Here is a 17,487-nt window from a genome sequence, read left to right as displayed (position 1 = left end):
CAGCCAACCGCCCGGAGAGCCGCCATGACCGAGACCGTGACCCTGATGATCGACCGTCTGGGCCATCTGGGCGATGGCATTGCCCGCGGCCCCGAAGGCGCGGTCTTCGTACCCGGCATGCTGCCGGGCGAAGAGGTCACGGGCGAGCTGAACGGCGATAAGCTTACAAACGCCCGGATCGTCACCCCTTCAGCGGCGCGGGTAAAACCACCCTGCCCGCATGCAAAAACCTGTGGCGGCTGCCAGCTGCAGCATGCCTCAGAAGCGTTCACCGCTGCCTGGAAACAGCAGGTGGTGCGCGAGGCTCTGTCCTTCCAGGGGGTTGAGGCCGCGATTGCGCCCCGGACCCTGACCTCTCCCCCCGCCTCGCGCCGCCGGGCCACCCTGTCGGGGCGGCGTACCAAAAGCGGGGTTCTGCTGGGCTTTCATGCCAAAGGCCAGGCTATGATCGTCGCCGTTCCCGGCTGCAGACTGCTGCATCCCGATCTGATGGCCACCCTGCCCGCGCTCGAGGCCCTGGTGACGCTTGGCGGCTCGCGCACGACCGAATTGTCGCTGGCGGTCACCACCAGCCTGACCGGGCCGGATGTGGTGGTGACCGGCGGCAAGCCCGCCGATGCCGCTCAGCAGATGGAGCTGGCCCGGCTTGCCGAGCGCTTTGGCCTCGCCCGCCTGTCCTGGGAGGGCGAGATGGTGGCGCAGCGCAATGCGCCGCGCATCGATCTGGGCGCAGCCCGGGTGGATATTCCGCCCGGCGCTTTCCTTCAGGCCACGGCCGAGGGCGAAGCCGCTCTGGTCGGGGCGGTGAGGACCGCAGTCTCGGGCGCGAAACGGGTGCTCGATCTGTTCTGCGGCATGGGCACATTCGCGCTGCCGCTGGCCTCGGATGCCGAGGTTCACGCGGTTGAGGGCCACCGCGCCCTGACCTCGACCCTGGAAAAAGCCGCCCGCAATACCCCCGGTCTGAAAAAGCTGAGCGTGGAAACCCGCGATCTGTTCCGCCGCCCGCTGGAAGTGGATGAGTTCAAAGGCATTGACGCGGTGGTGATCGACCCGCCGCGCGCCGGGGCCGAGGCGCAATGCGAGCGGCTCGCCGCCTCGAAAGTGCCGGTCATCGCCATGGTCTCATGCAACCCGGTAACTTTTGCCCGCGATGCCCGGATTCTGACCGCAGGCGGCTACCGGCTCGAGGCTGTGCAGGTGGTCGATCAGTTCCGCTGGTCGGTCCATATTGAACTGGTCGCGCGATTCTCACGCAGCGCCTGACGCCTTCTTCCCGCGGTTGAATAACGACTCCGTGTGCGCGGCGCCTCCTGGTTTGACTGGCCGGAGACGCCGTTTTTCGCTATCCCGGATCATAATCAAAAAACCAAACACAGGCAGTTTCCATGCGGGTTCTCAAAATCCTGTTTCTCCTGGTGATCGCATTCGGCATTGCCGCCTGTGCTCCCAAGACGAAATTTCTGAAATATAAAGGCCCTGAGGTGACCTCAGTGCAGATCCACAAATCACAGCGGAAAATGTATCTGCTGAACAATCAGAAAGTGCTGAAGAGCTATGACATCGGGCTCGGTCCCAATGCCATCGGGCACAAGCAGTTCGAGGGTGACGGCAAGACCCCCGAAGGCACCTATTACATGAACTTCAAAAACCCGAATTCGAGATACCACCTCTCGCTCTACATCAACTATCCCAATGTGGTGGACCGCGAATTCGCCGCCTCGCACAACCGCCCGCCCGGTGGCGAGATCTTCATCCATGGCGGCCCCGTACGACCGGTATCGGTCCGGGACTGGACCGAGGGCTGCATTGCCGTGACCGATAAAGAAATCGAAGTGATCTATTCGATGGTCAATGTCGGCACCCCGGTTCACATCCTGCCCTGAACCGGGCCTGCCCGGAAAAGAAAAAGGCGGCCCCCGGGGCCGCCTTTTTTAAAAACCAAAAGCGCGTTTCTGTAAGGCCTCAGCCCCCGGTGACCATGGTCCACCAGATCTTGCCACCCTCTTCCTGATACCAGGCAAAGCCCAGCTCACGCGCGGCAGGATCCAGCACGACATTGCGCTGATCGGGGCTTTCCATCCAGACGGAGAGGGTCTCGAGTTCGGTCTGATAGGTTTCGGAAATATTCTCGCCGAGCAACCGCCCGGTATAGCCTGCACGCTGCACCCGGCTGAGCGGCGACGAGCCGTCCGAGCCAAAATGCCAGGGCCGGTTCTGCACCGACATATCGCGCGAATGAGTCTCGGCGGCGGCGTTCAGCGAGGCGTTGAACACCAGCGGCTGCGCGCCTTTGGCCTGACGCAGAGTGTTCACCGAATCAAGCAGCCGGTACTGGATCTGTCCGGCAACCGCCGGGGTGATCCGGTAGACCCGCGGCAGGGGCTTGCCATCCGGGCCGAGCTGAACGGCGGACCCGCCGGAGACACAGCCTGCCAGCAAAAGCCCCGACCCAAGCAGAAGAAAACCGCGTCTGTTCATTTCGCTCACTGTACACTGCCTGTCAAATGTTTCGCCTTCTTAGCCAAAGCAGCGGAAACTGGCAAATACATCTCTCATTCAGCGGCGCCGGAATCGGGGCAAGTCCTCGTGATCAGACCCGGCCAGGTGCGGCAGGGAACCCGCTGACAAACCGGCAGGATCCGGCGATTCGGGCACGACGGATACAGCCGGCGGAGCGGAAGGGCTTTGATTTGCGGCGGCACGATGAAACCAGTATAAACGAGCCCGAACCAGTGCCTTTCAGGAGTGACTGAGATGACCGCCGACCGGCTTAACCGCCGCGCGCTAATGGGCCTGACGGCTGCGTCGATGGGGGCTCTCGCCCTGCCGGCGCTCGCCCAGGAGGCTCCCGCCCGCAACAATGCCTCCAGCTTCCGTATGCTGGACTGGCGCAGCTATTTTGACAGCACCCGCAATGGCGCGATCCTTGTCGACCTCACCTCACGCGCGCTGCATTACTGGTCAGAGGATCAGTCGATCTACCGGCTCTACCCGACTTCGGTGCCGCTCTCGGACGAGCTGACCCGTAAGGGCAAAACCGAGGTCGTTCAAAAAGTGGTGAACCCGAGCTGGCGCCCGACTCCCTCGATGAAAGAACGCAATCCGGAATGGCCGGATGTGGTCGAGGGCGGCGCCCCTGACAATCCGCTCGGCACCCGCGCGCTTTATCTCAGCTGGACCTATTACCGGATCCACGGCACCCATGATACGCGTAAAATCGGGCGCAAATCGTCGAATGGCTGCATCGGCCTGTATAATGAGCATGTCGAGGAACTGTTCGAGCTCGCCAAAGTAGGCACACAGGTGTTGCTAATTTGACGACAGATCACCGCAGGATGTAAGAGGCATATTGCGAGAATTGCAATTTCCTCCGCCCCAGGCTTAACAGGGGGTCACGAGGACAGAACTTGGGTGCACACCGTTACCTCTGCAATTTGACGGTGTGCGATAATTGGAGATTTAAAATGAAGAAAATCGCGCTTGCAGCCGCTCTCTCGGTCGCCGCTTCGTCCGCTTTCGCTGGTGGCTTCGTTGAGCCGCAAATGGAACCGGAAGTTGTGAAGCAAACCACCTCGTCGTCGGGCGGCGTTCTGGTTCCGCTGCTGCTGCTCGTCGTTCTGGCTGCTGCTGCTGCAAGCTGAGCCGTCGAAAGACAGCACTTCAGAAAAGGACGGCAGATCCCTGCCGTCCTTTTTTTATGAGCTGAGCCAAGTGAGCGGGCCAAACTAAACCAGCAGGTTCAAAAGAAAAACGGCGCCTGATCAGGCGCCGTTTTCTGTATCGGAGCAGAGGGAATGCTTCCCTCTCAGCTCTGCCCGCTGACCCAGCCTGCAAGGTTTTCAGCCAGGATCTCTGTCAGCGCTGCAATATGCGCCGCATCATCATTGAGACAGGGGATATAGGTAAAGCTCTCGCCCCCTGCGTGTATGAAAGCCTCCTGGATTTCGCCCTGAATCTCTTCAAGCGTCTCGATGCAATCAGCCGAGAAGGCCGGCGCAATCACCGCGATGCGCTTCTTGCCCTGCTTCGCCAGCTCCGCCACATGCTCAACCGTATAGGGGCGCAGCCATTCCTCGGGTCCGAAGACCGACTGGAAGGTCACATGCAGCTCGGTCTCGGGCCAGCCCAGCCGTTCGCGCAGCAGACGTGTGTTTTTTCTGCACTGGCAATGGTAGGGATCGCCCTCTTCCAGATAGCGCTTCGGCATGCCGTGATAGCTGGTCACCAGCACATCAGGACGCTGCTCCAGCCCGGCATAGGCACGCTCAACCGAAGCCGCCAGCGCCTCGATATATAGCGGATGCTCAAAATATTCCGGCACGATGCGCGCAGCGGGCTGACGCTTCTCGGCCATCAGCGCCCGGAAGAACTGATCATTCGCCGTTGCCGAGGTCGCTCCGGCATATTGCGGGTAAAGCGGCAGGAAGACGATTTTGGTGCAGCCCTGAGCGATCAGCGCCTTCACCTTCGATTCGGTGGAGGGATTGCCGTAACGCATGCAGAAATCAACCACGACCTGATCACCATAGCGCGCCGCCAGCGAAGCCCGCAGCGCTTCGGTCTGTGCCCGGGTGATGGTCATCAGCGGCGATTCATTCAGCTCATTGTTCCAGATCAGCTTATAATTCGCGCCCGAGCTGAAAGGCCGCTTCGTCAGGATAATGCCCTGAAGCAGCGGCTGCCATTTCCACGACGGATAATCGATCACCCGTTTATCCGAGAGAAATTCGCTCAGATACCGGCGCATCGACCAGTAATCATAGCCATCCGGTGTACCGAGATTGGCAATCAGCACACCAACTTTCGCCGGCGGCACCTTCGGATGCCCCGCGGGCAGGTGCTTGCCTGCCGCGTTTTCCGTCGCTGCGACGCTCATATCTTGCCCCTTTTGTTCACATCCGGCTGAGATATAGCCTGAAACTGCGGGGTCAAGCGATGTCCCCCTTATTTCAGGCGGTGTTCTGTCGCATTCAGCGCATCGGCAAGTCTGGCCGCGGCAGAGCCGGGCCGCAGCGGCTTCTGCTGGCTTTCATGCGGGGTCCAGCCGGTGAGACAGATCACTTCAAAACTCGCGAGAATGCGCCCGTTTTCGGCCGGGAAATTCTGCTGATAAAGCTCGGCCGCACGCAGGAAGACCGCTCGCCGGGTCGGACGGCGCAGCCTGGCGGCCAGGGCATTGGTCTCCCCCATGGCGCGCAGATCGCGCATCAGATGGAAAATATCGCGGTAGGCCACCTGGCGGACAAAGCTGTCGGCAACCGGTAAAGCAAAGCCCGCCCGCTGCAGCAAAGCGCCCAGATCGCGGATTTCGGCCATCGGCAGGATCCGTGGCGACAGGCCCCCGGTCACTTCCGCCTCGGCCTCGGCAAGGCAGGCCCGCAGCTCGGCCAGGGTCTGGCCGCCAAACATCAGCCCCAGAAACAGCCCGTCCGGCTTCAGCGCCCGGAAGCTCTGCACCATCTGGCCCACCGGATCATCGGCCCAGTGCAGCGCCATGGCATGGATCACCGCATCATGTGCACCAGGCGCGAGGCCCAGCATCGGCTGATCCGGCACCTGGGTCAGGCCGCTGATCCCGCGCAGAGCCCGCGCCCAGAAATCCTGGGAGCCACCGACCAGAACCGGGGCCGTAAAGCTTCTGTTAACCGAAGCCAGCCTTTCCTGAATTTCGTCAGCCGCCTCCTCAAGCAAAAAGAAGGCGGGATCGGCGGCGCGCAGCGCGCGGGCACGATGCAGGGCGAGGGCTTTGGGGTCAGTCAGAAGAGGTGCGGCCATGATAGGGGGGGAAAATAGGCCCGGCGGGCGCGGATGCAAGAGATGACCCGCCTGGCCGGTCATCAGGGCCTGCCACTGCTGCGATTCGCGGCAGCGGCAATCCGCGCCGGCACCCGGCTGGTCTATCCGCCGCAATGCCTGTCCTGCGGCACGCTGACCGATCAGGATTTCGCGCTTTGTGGCCCCTGCTGGCGCGATATGCCCTTTATCTCCGGGGCCTGCTGTCAGTTTTGCGGTCTGCCGGTCCGTACCGCCGGGCCGGAGATGCAGGCGCATCTCAGCTGTGAGGACTGCCACAGCGCCCCGCCGCCCTGGCATTCCGGGCGCGCGGCGATGCTCTACAGCGGCACCGGGCGCAGGCTGGTGCTGGCGCTGAAACACGGGGACCGGCTCGATCTGGCGCGGCCGATGGGGCGCTGGCTTGCCCGGGCCGCCACGCCGCTTTTGCTGCCGGAGACGCTGATTCTCGCGGTGCCCATGCATCGCTGGCGGCTGCTGCGCCGCCCCTATAATCAGGCAGCGCTGCTCGCCAGGGCACTTGCCGCAGCCACCGGACACCCCTGCTGCCCCGATGCGCTGATCCGCCCGCGTTACACCGCCCCGCTTGAGGGCCAGTCCCGCGCTGCCCGTTTCGCCAGGCTCAGCGGCAGTATCCTCGCCTCACGCCGGGGCGCAGAGCTGATCCGGGGGCGGCCGGTGCTGATCGTGGATGATGTGATGACCTCGGGCGCCACCCTGAGCGCCGCCAGCCTCGCCTGTTATGCCGCAGGCGCAGAACGGGTTTCTGTTCTGCCCCTCGCACGCGTTGCGAAAGAGACCTAAATCCCTATAGTCGCCAGGATTGAGGGATTATCATGCGCCAAGTCGAAATCTACACCACCCCTACCTGCCCCTATTGCCTCGCCGCCAAGCGGCTGCTGAGCAAAAAAGGCGTGACTTTCACCGAGATCGACGTCAGCCGTGACCCCGATCTGCGCCTCGCGATGACCAATCGCGCCGCAGGCCGCCGGACCGTGCCGCAGATCTTTATCGGCGAGACCCATGTCGGTGGCAGCGATGATCTGCATGCGCTGGAACATGAGGGGCGGCTTGACAGCCTGCTGGCTGACTGATGCGTGCCGCGCTGATTCAGCTGACGGTCAGCGATGACCCCCCCGCCAATCTGGCGGCGGTGCTTCAGTATTTCAACGAAGCCGTCAGCGGCGGCGCGGATTTCATTCTGACGCCTGAAATGACGAATTGCCTCTCGTCGAGCCGGGCGCATCAGGCCTCGGTCTATCATCATGAGGCAGAGGATCCGACGCTCGCCGCTCTGCGCGATGCGGCAGCAAAGGCTGGGAAATATCTGCTGATCGGCTCGCTGGGCCTGCTGACCCATGATGCGGATGGCCGCTTTGCCAACCGCTCTTTCCTGATCGGGCCCGATGGCGCGGTGCTGGCGCGCTATGACAAGATTCACATGTTCGACGTGAATGTCTCGGAGACCGAGGTCTACCGCGAAAGCGCGGGCTACCGCCCAGGCGAGCGCGCGGTAACGGCGCAGACCCCCTTTGGCACGCTCGGGATGGCGGTCTGCTATGACCTGCGCTTCCCGCAGCTGTTCCGCCGCCTGACCCAGGCCGGTGCCACGATCCTCACCGTACCCGCTGCTTTCAATGACACCACCGGCCGCGCCCATTGGGAAGTGCTGCTGCGCGCCCGGGCGATTGAGAACGGCGCTTTCGTGCTCGCACCGGCGCAATGCGGCTATCATCCGGAAGCGCATGGCAGGGGTCGCAGGACCTGGGGCCATTCTCTGGCCATTGCCCCCTGGGGTGAGGTGCTGGCCGATGGCGGCGAGGCCCCGGGCGTGACCTTCGTTGAAATCGACCCCGGGGCAGTCAGCCGTGCCCGGAGCCGCGTGCCTTCGATTGCACATGACCGGGCGTTTGCCGGACCGGCGGGCCTTTCCCTGGCCGGAACCGGGGCATGAGCGAAAGTCGCAGCGATGACATGGCCATCGCATTGTTCAGCGAATTGTTCATGGCCGATCAGCTGGCCCGCAACCGCATCTCAAAAGTGCTGCCGCGCGGGATGGAGCTGTCGCATTTCTCGGTGCTGAACCATCTGGCGGGCCTCGGCGAGGAACGTACGCCCGCCCAGCTGGCCCGGGCGTTTCACGTGACACGTGGTGCCATGACCAATACACTGAACCGGCTGGAATGGGCCGGACATGTGCATATCCGCCCCGACTGGGATGATGCGCGGCGCAAATTCGTGGCCATCAGCCCCTCGGGCCGCGCCGCGCGCGATGCGGCGGTGCAATCGGTTGCGCCGCTCATCGGTGAAGTGGTCGAGGCGCTCGGCCCCGACCGGGTGCGCGCCGTTCTGCCGGTTTTGCGCGAATTGCGCGCCCGGCTGGAACAGGGCTGACCACGCCCCCGGCTTTTCCGGCCTGCATCGCCAAAAATCCCCCCTGCTGCGTCGAAAATGCCGATAATTCGCCAGGCCATCGCGGGGCTCTGGTGAGAAGACTTGCCCTTTAACACAGCGAGCCGCATAAACTTCGGTCTATGGAGGAATTCTCTTGCTCGAAAGCAGACGCAGCCCTGTACTTACGGCAGTCTGCGCATCGGTTTTACTTGTTTCTGGTGCGCCTGTTGCCCTCGCTGAAATGAAACCCTCGCTGAGCTTCAGCGGTGTGCCCGGTCTCATAGATATGCCCTCAGGCGAGGCGCTGCCTGACGGGAATTTTGTCATCAGCGCAAGCCGCTTCGGGCCGATCTCGCGCGGCACGATCCATTTCCAGATCACGCCCTGGCTCTCTGCCAGCTACCGGCTGCAGAACACCTCCAAATGGGATGATGTCCTGCCCGATCCCAGCGGCTATACCTCGTATAATGACCGCAGTTTCGATCTGCGGCTGCGGCTGCTGGAGGAGGGTGCCTGGACCCCGGCCATCACGCTTGGCCTGCAGGATGTGCTGGGCACCGGACTGAATGCGGCAGAATATCTGGTCGCCACCAAAACCTTCGGCGAGCGGCTTAAGGTCACCGGCGGCCTCGGCTGGGGGCGCCTGGCCAGCTATAATCCGGTCGCCACACCATTTGGCGAGCGCGGCCCGGGCTTTGATTCGATCCGCGACCGCGGCAGCGAACTGAATGCGGGCAACTGGTTCAAAGGCGATATGGCCGTCTTCGGCGGCCTGGAATACCAGATCAACGACCGCTGGAGCGTGAAGGCGGAATATTCGACCGACGCCTATGCGACCGAAGCCGGACTGCGCCAGACTTTCGAGCGCAGGACGCCTTTTAACTTCGGCGCTGAATACCGCTGGGGCGATTTCACCACCATCGGGCTCTATTCGCTCTATGGCAGCGAAATCGGTCTGAGCTTTAATATGGTCATGGATCCGAAGCGCCGCCCCGGCAGCATCGGCATTCTTGGCTCGGGCCCGGTGCCGGTGGTGGCGCGGCCCTCTCCTGCGGCAGACCCCGAGGCCTGGGATAAGGGCTGGGTCACCCAGGGCGATGCCAATCCGCTGCTGCGCAAGAATCTCGCGCGCTACCTTGGCCCCGATGGCATCTCGATCGAGGATTTCGCCTATACTGCCGACCGGGTGCAGATCCGGATCCGCAATTCAAAAATCGACGCGCCCTCCCAGGCGATCGGCCGTACGGCGCGCGCCCTGTCGATCGTGATGCCGGCTTCGGTTGAGACCTTTGAGATTGTTCCGGTGGTGCGGGGCATGGCGGCCTCAAAGGTCACACTCCGGCGTTCGGATCTGGAGCGGCTTGAACACACCCCCAACAATGGTCAGGTGCTGCGCGAGCGGATCACTTTCGCCGATGCCGGTGCGATGATCCCCGGCGGTCTGGGACCGGATGCCGGCCTCTATCCAAAATTCCGCTGGCGCGCCATTCCCGCCTACCGGATCTCGGCCCCGGCGCGCGGCGATATCGGCCTGCGCGGCACTGCCAGCTATGATATCGCCCCGGGCTGGATCGTTTCGGGCACCGCCTATCAGCGCCTGGCCGAGAATTTCGACAAGATTACCTTTCGCGATAAGGGCGGCACGCTCGACCCGGTTCGCAGCGACAGCCGCAAATATTATGAGGATGGCGGCTTCGCGGTTGAGCGCCTGACCCTCGCCTGGTACGCCCATCCCGCCGAGAATATCTACAGCCGGGTGACTTTCGGCTACCTCGAGCGGATGCATGGCGGCATTTCAGGCGAGGTGCTGTGGAAGCCGGTCAATGGCCGGCTGGCGCTTGGCGCCGAGGTGAATTTCACCCGCCAGCGCGACACCGACGGCCTGTTCGGCTTTGGCTATATGCGTGACCCCGATGACAGCGGCCCGCTGGGCGAGGTGTTTTACGAGCGTGAGACCGTCACCGGCCATGTCTCGGCCTATTATGATTTCGGCAATGGCTATCTCGGCCAGCTTGATGTCGGCCGCTATCTTGCCGGTGATGTCGGCGCGACCCTTACCCTCGACCGCGAATTTGCCAATGGCTGGAAAGTCGGCGCTTTTGCCACTTTCACCGATGCCAGCAAGGAAGAGTTCGGCGAGGGGTCGTTTGACAAGGGCCTGCGCCTGACCATTCCGATGAACTGGCTGCTGAGCCGGCCAAGCCGGCAACAGTTCAGCGAAACCATCCGTCCGCTGCAGCGCGATGGCGGCGCGCGCGTCGATGTCGAGGGCCGCCTCTATCAGAGCCTGCGCGACTATCACCAGGAACGGGTTGACGACCAGTGGGATCGGGTATGGCGGTGAAAAACATCCTCGCGGCCTGTGCCGCTGCTCTGGCCCTCACCGGCTGTGGCACGATCAGCAAAATCCTGCCCGAGGCAGGCCCTGGTACCCTGGCCCCGATCGGCAAGGTCAGCCGCGCCGATATTGCGAAATCCGGCCAGCCGGTGATGAAGCTCACAGTGCCCTCGCGTGGCATCGAAACCTTCCTGACCATTCGTGACCGGCGCGGCGATGTGGTGAACTGGATGGCGGCCGATGGCACTTTGTTCAGCTTCCGCAATGATGTGCTGATCGAGACCCGCGGCCTTGGCGCCGATCTGATGTCCTCGGCCGCGCCCTCCGCCGGGCAGATCCTCAGCGGCCAGGCGCATCGCCGCGCCTATTTCTATGTCGATGACGATGACCAGACCGGGCGGCGGGACTATCAGTGTCAGATGAGCCGGACCGGAAGCGAGTCGCTGGTGATCTATGGCCGCGCCTATACTGCCAGCAAACTTGCCGAAACCTGCGAGCGTGATGTCGGGCGCATCACCAATCATTACTGGGTCGAGGGCGGCCGGATCCGCAAATCCCAGGAATGGGTCAGCCCCGGCATCGGCCGGGTTGAGTTTGAGCGCGTGATCGACTGAGAATCTGTCCGGAGCCGACCCTGGCACCAGAGAGCGGGCGGGCCAAAATGGCTGCGCCCGCTTTTTCTTTTTTTGCCCCCTGACAACCATCGGCAGACAGGCTTCACCCCGGCTCTACGTCCGGGCGGCCTGCCCCCTTCGCATGCGCAGCATTTCGCCTGGTTCACAGCCTTTACCATGGCCAGAAAGCCACATTTCCCCTTGTTTTGGGGAGATTCACTTTGGATACGCCCCGAATAATGCTATGCGGAAGTTGGAGTCGTTTTGGAGGTTATCATGAAAAAAGTACTGACTTCGGCGCTTGCGCTGTCCCTCGTTGCCTCGACCGCTTTCGCTGGCGGTCCGGTTGTCATCGTTGACGAAGTGGAGCCGGTTGTTGTGACCGAGCGCACCTCGAGCACCGGTGGCGTCTGGGTTCCGCTGCTTCTCGGTGCGGCAGCGCTCTGCGCAATCGCTTGCGGCGGCGACGATTCGTAATCGTCACACTGCATAGACGGAAGAAGAAAGGGCTGGCGCATGCTGGCCCTTTTCTTTTTTCTCCAGGGCCTTAGCCCGGCAGGATCACAGCGCATGCGCCACAGGAGCCACCGCCTGCGCCCGGTTCGGGGTTGCGCCACCCAGGGGGCGCAAAACAAAAGAGGAGCGCCGCAGCACCCCTCTCCGTCGCCCTGGGCGCAACCCGGGGTTTATGGTTAATATCTTCGGTTAACCTTAGTAGTCGCGCTCCAGGAAAAGCCCCAGGCCGCTGCTGCCATCGGTATCCACCCTGCCCTTCACCGTGACGCCGGGGCGCAGATCGAGGTTCAGGTTGATTCGCGTATTGCCGTCCTGATCCACCCCCAGCTCGGTATAAACATTCTTCGCAATATATTTCCCGGCATTGACCGAAGTGGTGCCATCCGCCGCGGTGCTGACATCAAGGTCGTCAAAACCAGTGCCTTTGCGCAATTTGCTGACAATTCCCTCTCCGCCGCGCCCGGCCAGAGTGGCCACAGCATTGGCAAGCTGCAGCGCCTGGAAGGCCGAGATCGTATCGAGGCCCCGTCCGAACAGCAGCCAGGCCAGCACCTCTTCCTGCGGCAGAGCGGGATCAGAGCTGAAGCTCACCACCGGATCATTCGCCGGCCCCTCGATCGTCACAATCGAGGTCACCTCATCTGACACATTGGTGGCGATAAAGGTGATATAGGGGATGAAGCTGCCCTCCATCACCAGGCTGGCGGTATCGAGAACCAGGCGCTTGCCGAGAATATCGAGCCGGCCGCGCACCAGTTCCAGCGCCCCCGAAGGCACGATATTGCTCAGCGTGCCATTGACCTGCAGCTGGCCACCTAGCTCGGCATCCAGACCACGGCCCCGCACAAAGACCCGGTTCGGGGCGCCAAGGGTGACATTCAGCCCCCAGGGCGGCAACCCGCCTGTATCCTGCGCGGCGCTGGCCCCTGCTGCGCCCACCCCGGCGCGGGCGCGGGTGGCGCGCACCTCGGCGGTATCGCCGGTATGGCGCACCGCCTCGAGATCTGCAGCCGAAGCAAAACCTGTCGAGGGGACGCGCAGCTCGGTCTCGCCCAGGGTGACACGACCGCTCAGCTGCGCCGCCCCCAGCAGCGGGCCGTTCAGCGCCAGACTGGCATCAATCGCCGTGGCAAACAGCTCGGGGTCGCGCAGCACCAGGCGCGAGACCATCAGATTGAGATCCGCTGCATAGGGTGCGGCAAGCCCCAGTCCGCCATCGAGCCGTAACTGCCCGCCGCGTGTGGCCTCGCCGGTTGCACTCAGCCGGGCAGTGCCGCCGTTCAGATCAACCGAAGCCGCCACCCGCTCGAGCGACAGGCCACGCGCCGGAATGGCAATCTGCCCATTGGCCAGCGTCAAGCGGCCCGAGGCATTTGCCGGAGCCCAGCCCCCTGCCATCCGGATGTCATAGCGCAGCTGGCCATCGAGCGTGACCGGATCGCTCAGCCCGTTGGCCACCGCCGCCTGGCCGGTGCCGGTCACCGTCAGATCCGGGACAGCGCCGGCAAAGCCGGTTACCCTTGCATCAATTCCTGCCGGTCCCTGGAGCCGCAGATTGGTCTGCACCCCGGCCCCTTCGGGCACAAGGCGGCCACTCAGCGTCACCGGCCCCGGGAATTCGGGGGCCAGCAGCGCCAGATCTCTCAGCCGGCCGCTGACCGCCATTGCCCCGCTGTTACCCTCGCCCTTCACTTCGGCGGTCAGATTGGGCGATTTCAGATCAAGGCTGCGCAGCACCGGCGCGCCCTCGGTCAGCGCCACGCTCAGCGCCAGATCGGAACGTCCCGCGATCAGCCGGTCGACCTCAGCCTGGCCAATGCGCAGCCCCTCCCCCCCGCCGCTGAAACTCGCGAGACCATTCTCAGCCGTGCCCTCAAAGCCGCCGCTGATTTTCAGCGCACCGCCGTAATTCGGGCCGAGATCGGCCAGATTGGCCCAGTCGATATCGGCAGTCAGGCTGAGCCCGGACGACTGCAGTTTACCCTGCCCCGTCACAGCGAGGCTCGCGGCCTTTGCACTGAAACTGCGCAAAGTGGTTCCGCTGGTATCGCGCAGCATCGCGGCAGTGATCACCGAGCCGCCGGCCAGCAGCCGGTCAGCCTCGGCAATACCGGTGGTCAGGCCACGGCCCGCAACCGTCATATCCAGATCAAATGCACCGGTCAGCGGTGTGACATCCCCCTTCAGGGCCACCTCTGCCTGGCCGCCGAGCGGGCGCCCGGCCAGGGCCGAGAACCGCGCCAGATCGCTGGCCCTGACCTGCAGATCGAGACTGGTGTTCAGCGCCTCGCCGATCCCCTGCACCCCGGCGCTGCCGGTCAGGCCGTAATCAGCGCCATTGAGCGTGATCTGCGGCAGTTTCAGCCCGCCCGTATCGCCCTCGCGCAGCACGAACTGCGCCTCGCCATCAAAGCGCGCTCCCAGCGCCGCCTGAAGCCCCGGCTCCAGACCCGAAAGCCCGCTCAGAGCAAAATTCAGTTTGCCATCAAGGCCCCGCGCGCCTGCCTGGCGGTCAATACGGCCCGCGCCGGTCAGCGCCATGCGCTCCGCTTTCGTCGCCCCCTGCTCAAAGCCAAGCGCCGTCAGATCCAGTGTCCAGCCCGCGCTCTGCGCCGCGTCAAAGACCAGCGCCAGATCGGCAGATTTCACCTGCATCGACTCGGGCCCCGAGACCGGCAGGATCACCAGCCCGCCCGCCGGGTCGGCAATTTTTGCCTGCAGGTCAATCAGTTGAGGCAGACCATCCGCCGCCAGCCGCAACTGCCCCTGCAGATTGACCGAGCGCGCCTGCAGATCCAGCTGCTCAAGGGTCAGCGCCCCCGAAGGCGCCAGCGCCCCGGCCACATCCAGCGCCAGTCTCTCGCCGAGGAATTCGGCATAATCGGGCATGAACAGCGGCGCGGGATTGCCTTCCAGCTGCGCGGTAAAGCCCCGCGCGCCAGCCGCATCCGTTTTAAGGGTGATCGGCCCGGCAAGGCGCTCGGCCCCGTCGCTTTCCAGACGGAAAACGGCGGCGAAATCATCAAACGTGCCCTCGCCTTTCAGCGAGAGCGCCGCCGCCGGATCGCCCGGCAGATCCAGCTTATCGGCCACGATCCCGCCCGCACCCTCGCGCGCGGTCAGATCCAGCGCCAGATGCCGGGTCTCGTTGGAATAGCTGGCATTCAGGCTGATCTCACCCTCCGGCCCGTCATCGGTGCGCGTCAGCAACAGCTCTGCCGTGCCCTCGCCGCCGTTCAGATGCACTTCCGAGCTCAGCGTCCCTTCGACCGGCTGGCCCAGAACCGCCTCACCCAGCGCAATTTTTCCGGCTTTCAGCATGCCGATATCGATCGAGACCGGCAGATCGGGCAAAGCAAATTCGAAACTGCCCGCCTCGGGTGTGGTGGTCTCCGGATCGCCCTCCGGGATCCGCTCCAGCCGGATCGCCCCGGCGGAAAGCTCATTCACGATGACCTGGCCCGAGAGCAGCGCCGTGCGGCTCCAGTCCAGCGCCACATCATCAAGCGTGAGCCAGACCCCCTGGTCATCGGCAATGGTCAGTTGCTGCATGGTGGCGCGCGAGGACAGGGCCCCGGCAAAGCCGGTGATCGTCACCTTCCGCCCGGCGCCCGAGAGGCTGTCCTCAAGAAAAGCGGTCAGATAGCTGCGGTCATCTGCCCGGGCGGCAAAGGGCTGGGTGATCAGCAGGGCCGAGGTGGCGACGCTGAGAAGAAGATTTGAATGTCGCATCAGAACGCCTGTCCCAGACCGATATAGATCTGCACACCATCATCATTCGGGCCGCTGATCGGCGCCGCCACATCGAAGCGGATCGGGCCGAAGCCGGTCTCATAGCGCACACCGATCCCGGCCCCGGCATGGCTTTCGCTTTCGCCATCCGCCCCGACAAAACCGGCATCGATAAAGGCCACCCCACCCCAGCTCTCGCCAAAACGGGCGCGCAGCTCCAGCGAGCCGGCCGCATATTCGGTGCCACCGATCAGATAGGTGCCGCCCAGACCATCGGGCGTTTCAATGCCAAGCGAGCGGTAGGTCTGGCCTCGCACGCTGCCGCCGCCGCCCGAGAAGAACAGATCATCGCGCGGCGTATCGAGCAGATCCGAGCCGAGCACGGCCCCGCCCTGCAGCCTGGCCGCCACGGTAAAGCGCTGATCCGAGAAGCTGCGGTAGCCGCGCGCGTCCAGCGTCATGCGCAGGCCCGAGCCGGTGTCGCTGAAACCGAGGAACGGCTTGGCCGTGCCATCGATATAGAAGCCTTTTTTCGCATCGGTGGTGCTGTCGCGCCGGTCCCAGGTCGCGCCAAAGGGCAGCGAGAGGTTGCGGTAGCGGAAGGTCCCGGTCGGATCCCTGCCCTGCACCTGCTCATAGGACAGGCCGCCGCGCAGGGTCAGCTGTTCCGAGAAATACTGGGTAAACGTCAGGCCCAGCTCGGCATAATCGGCATCATAATCCACCTCATCGAGATGGCCGATCTTTGCCAGAATGCCGGCCGTGGTATCGGGGGTAAGCGTGGCCGGTCGGTCAAGCGTGACGCCCAGCTCATAATCCACGCCGCTGTCGCCCGCGCCGATATTGCTGATCGAGGCATCCACCCGCAGCCGCTCGCCGCCGCCAAGCAGATTGCGGTGCAGCCAGTAGCCGCTCAGCGCCGCGCCATCGACCGAGGACAGTTCGGCACCGACCGAATAGCGCCGGGTCTTATGCTCAGCGACGGTGATTTCGATCGGCAGCAGCCCGCCGGGCAGCACCTGCTCGCTTTCGGTCAGACTTACCGAAGAGAACACCCCGGAGCGGCGCAGACGGTTTGCCGCCCGGTCCAGCTCGGTCTGGCTGAACTTCGTCCCCTCATTCAGCCCGGCGATTTTCAGCACCCGGCGCAGATCCATCCGGTCCGCCCCCTTCACGCTGACCGGGCCAAAGCGCAGGCTGGGGCCCGGCGCAAGCCCGACCACCGCCGAAAGTGTGCGTTCGGGATGATTGGCGAGGATGTCTTCACGTGAAACGCGCACCTTCGCATGGCCCTCCTCGCGCCAGGCGAGGGTTGCCGCCGAAACCGCCTCGCTGATCACCCCGGCGCGTGCCGGCGCACCGGCACGGAAATCGACAGGCAGCGTGGTGCGCGGCGCCAGCGGCGCTACTGAGGTGCGCGAAAAGGCAAAACGCGGCCCCGGATCAACAAAAATCAGCGCCGCGCCCACCCGGGCCGGGGCATCCAGCGGCGCGATCGACGCAGCCTCGCGGCCATCAAGGGTGATGCGGATCACCGGGGCATAATAGCCCTCGGCATAGAGCGCGGCGAGCAGCCTGGCGTAATCGGCCCGGGCGGCGGTGAACAGATCTTCCGGATTGGTGACCTTCTCATCGCTCTGCGCCAGCAGCAGCGAGCTGCGGCGCACCAGCTGGGTCAGGGTTTTATCCTCACCAACCACCTGAAATTCCGGCCCGTCAAAAGCCAGCGTGCCGGAAGCAAAGGCGCCGATGCTGGCCGCTGTCGCAAGCCCCGCCACGGCAAGGCGCAGCTGATTGCGGCGACGCCCCCTGGCCAGCTGCGCCGGTTTTTCCTGCCCTGCGGTCCCTGACCCCGACTTCCGGAGTTTTTTCTGCAAAAACTGACCCAAATCACCTGACCTCCGAAACTCGGGCCACTATGGCAATCGCTTTCCGCGGGAGCAACCGCAGAGCCCGGGCGCAACCGCATTTTCCAGGCAGCAGCGCATCATTCCCGTCATCGACCCGGCAGCCCTCCGGGGGAGCTGCCCCTGCCCGGACCAGCCACCACTGGCACAGGTCCGGCGGTGGGAAACCGCGAGCAGGGGCTTCAGTGCT

At 63.9% G+C, this 17,487-nt stretch carries 16 protein-coding genes; 11 read left to right on the top strand and 5 right to left on the bottom strand.

Annotated features, from left to right (window positions below; all coding sequences use genetic code 11):
- Nucleotides 1–36 precede the first annotated feature (36 nt).
- Both H0485_RS02570 and H0485_RS02565 read left to right on the top strand, forming a co-directional pair.
- Nucleotides 37–1,266 carry a class I SAM-dependent RNA methyltransferase gene (locus H0485_RS02570; protein ID WP_226933993.1) on the top strand — a complete coding sequence of 410 codons (1,230 nt, stop codon included), beginning with the start codon at nt 37–39 and terminating at the stop codon, nt 1,264–1,266.
- A 122-nt stretch (nt 1,267–1,388) separates the two neighbouring features.
- Entirely contained in the window at nt 1,389–1,886 is a 498-nt protein-coding gene (locus H0485_RS02565; RefSeq protein WP_226933793.1) for a L,D-transpeptidase family protein, read from the top strand.
- A 79-nt stretch (nt 1,887–1,965) separates the two neighbouring features.
- Here H0485_RS02565 and dalA read toward each other — a convergent pair whose 3' ends face one another.
- A complete protein-coding gene (dalA, locus tag H0485_RS02560; protein WP_226933792.1) occupies nt 1,966–2,481 on the bottom strand; it encodes a divisome-associated lipoprotein DalA in 516 nt (171 codons plus the stop codon).
- A 276-nt stretch (nt 2,482–2,757) separates the two neighbouring features.
- Here dalA and H0485_RS02555 point away from each other — a divergent pair, with 276 nt between their 5' ends.
- Together H0485_RS02555 and H0485_RS02550 are read left to right on the top strand one after the other, a co-directional pair.
- Nucleotides 2,758–3,321 (top strand): L,D-transpeptidase, encoded by a 564-nt coding sequence (locus H0485_RS02555; protein WP_226933791.1) that lies wholly within the window; start codon nt 2,758–2,760, stop codon nt 3,319–3,321.
- A 146-nt stretch (nt 3,322–3,467) separates the two neighbouring features.
- The gene (locus H0485_RS02550; protein ID WP_226933790.1) at nt 3,468–3,644 is read left to right on the top strand and encodes a hypothetical protein; all 177 of its coding nucleotides are present in this window, start codon (nt 3,468–3,470) and stop codon (nt 3,642–3,644) included.
- 164 nt (nt 3,645–3,808) lie between these two features.
- Here the strand turns inward: H0485_RS02550 and hemH are convergent, their stop codons facing one another.
- Entirely contained in the window at nt 3,809–4,879 is a 1,071-nt protein-coding gene (gene hemH, locus H0485_RS02545; protein WP_226933789.1) for a ferrochelatase, read from the bottom strand.
- Nucleotides 4,880–4,947: 68 nt separating this feature from the next.
- Nucleotides 4,948–5,778, bottom strand: a complete 831-nt coding sequence (locus tag H0485_RS02540) for a methyltransferase domain-containing protein (RefSeq protein WP_226933788.1) — start codon at nt 5,776–5,778, stop codon at nt 4,948–4,950.
- A 42-nt stretch (nt 5,779–5,820) separates the two neighbouring features.
- Here H0485_RS02540 and H0485_RS02535 point away from each other — a divergent pair, with 42 nt between their 5' ends.
- The 7 genes from H0485_RS02535 (at nt 5,821) to H0485_RS02505 (ending at nt 11,619) form a co-directional block, all read left to right on the top strand.
- Nucleotides 5,821–6,600, top strand: coding sequence for a ComF family protein (locus tag H0485_RS02535; RefSeq protein ID WP_226933992.1), 780 nt, complete (start codon nt 5,821–5,823; stop codon nt 6,598–6,600).
- A gap of 32 nt (nt 6,601–6,632) precedes the next feature.
- On the top strand, nt 6,633–6,890 hold the full coding sequence (gene grxC, locus H0485_RS02530) for a glutaredoxin 3 (protein WP_226933787.1): 258 nt from the start codon (nt 6,633–6,635) through the stop codon (nt 6,888–6,890).
- Entirely contained in the window at nt 6,890–7,750 is an 861-nt protein-coding gene (locus H0485_RS02525; protein WP_226933786.1) for a carbon-nitrogen hydrolase family protein, read from the top strand. The genes grxC and H0485_RS02525 overlap by 1 nt, the downstream gene beginning before the upstream one ends.
- Complete coding sequence (locus H0485_RS02520; protein WP_226933785.1) at nt 7,747–8,190, top strand: MarR family winged helix-turn-helix transcriptional regulator; 444 nt, start codon at nt 7,747–7,749, stop codon at nt 8,188–8,190. The genes H0485_RS02525 and H0485_RS02520 overlap by 4 nt, the downstream gene beginning before the upstream one ends.
- Nucleotides 8,191–8,431: 241 nt before the next feature.
- A complete protein-coding gene (locus H0485_RS02515; RefSeq protein WP_226933784.1) occupies nt 8,432–10,534 on the top strand; it encodes a YjbH domain-containing protein in 2,103 nt (700 codons plus the stop codon).
- Nucleotides 10,525–11,142, top strand: coding sequence for a YjbF family lipoprotein (locus tag H0485_RS02510; protein ID WP_226933783.1), 618 nt, complete (start codon nt 10,525–10,527; stop codon nt 11,140–11,142). Before H0485_RS02515 ends, H0485_RS02510 begins: the two co-directional genes overlap by 10 nt.
- 276 nt (nt 11,143–11,418) lie before the next feature.
- The gene (locus H0485_RS02505) at nt 11,419–11,619 is read left to right on the top strand and encodes a hypothetical protein (RefSeq protein WP_226933782.1); all 201 of its coding nucleotides are present in this window, start codon (nt 11,419–11,421) and stop codon (nt 11,617–11,619) included.
- A gap of 234 nt (nt 11,620–11,853) precedes the next feature.
- Here the strand turns inward: H0485_RS02505 and H0485_RS02500 are convergent, their stop codons facing one another.
- Complete coding sequence (locus tag H0485_RS02500) at nt 11,854–15,390, bottom strand: translocation/assembly module TamB domain-containing protein (protein WP_226933781.1); 3,537 nt, start codon at nt 15,388–15,390, stop codon at nt 11,854–11,856.
- On the bottom strand, nt 15,390–17,267 hold the full coding sequence (locus H0485_RS02495; RefSeq protein WP_226933780.1) for an autotransporter assembly complex protein TamA: 1,878 nt from the start codon (nt 17,265–17,267) through the stop codon (nt 15,390–15,392). The genes H0485_RS02500 and H0485_RS02495 overlap by 1 nt, the downstream gene beginning before the upstream one ends.
- Nucleotides 17,268–17,487 lie beyond the last annotated feature (220 nt).

It is taken from the genome of Pseudogemmobacter faecipullorum (genome assembly GCF_020539525.1).
GTDB lineage: Bacteria > Pseudomonadota > Alphaproteobacteria > Rhodobacterales > Rhodobacteraceae > Pseudogemmobacter > Pseudogemmobacter faecipullorum.
The sequence above is the reverse complement of the archived record's forward strand: the minus strand, read 5'-3'. Positions and strand labels throughout refer to the sequence as shown.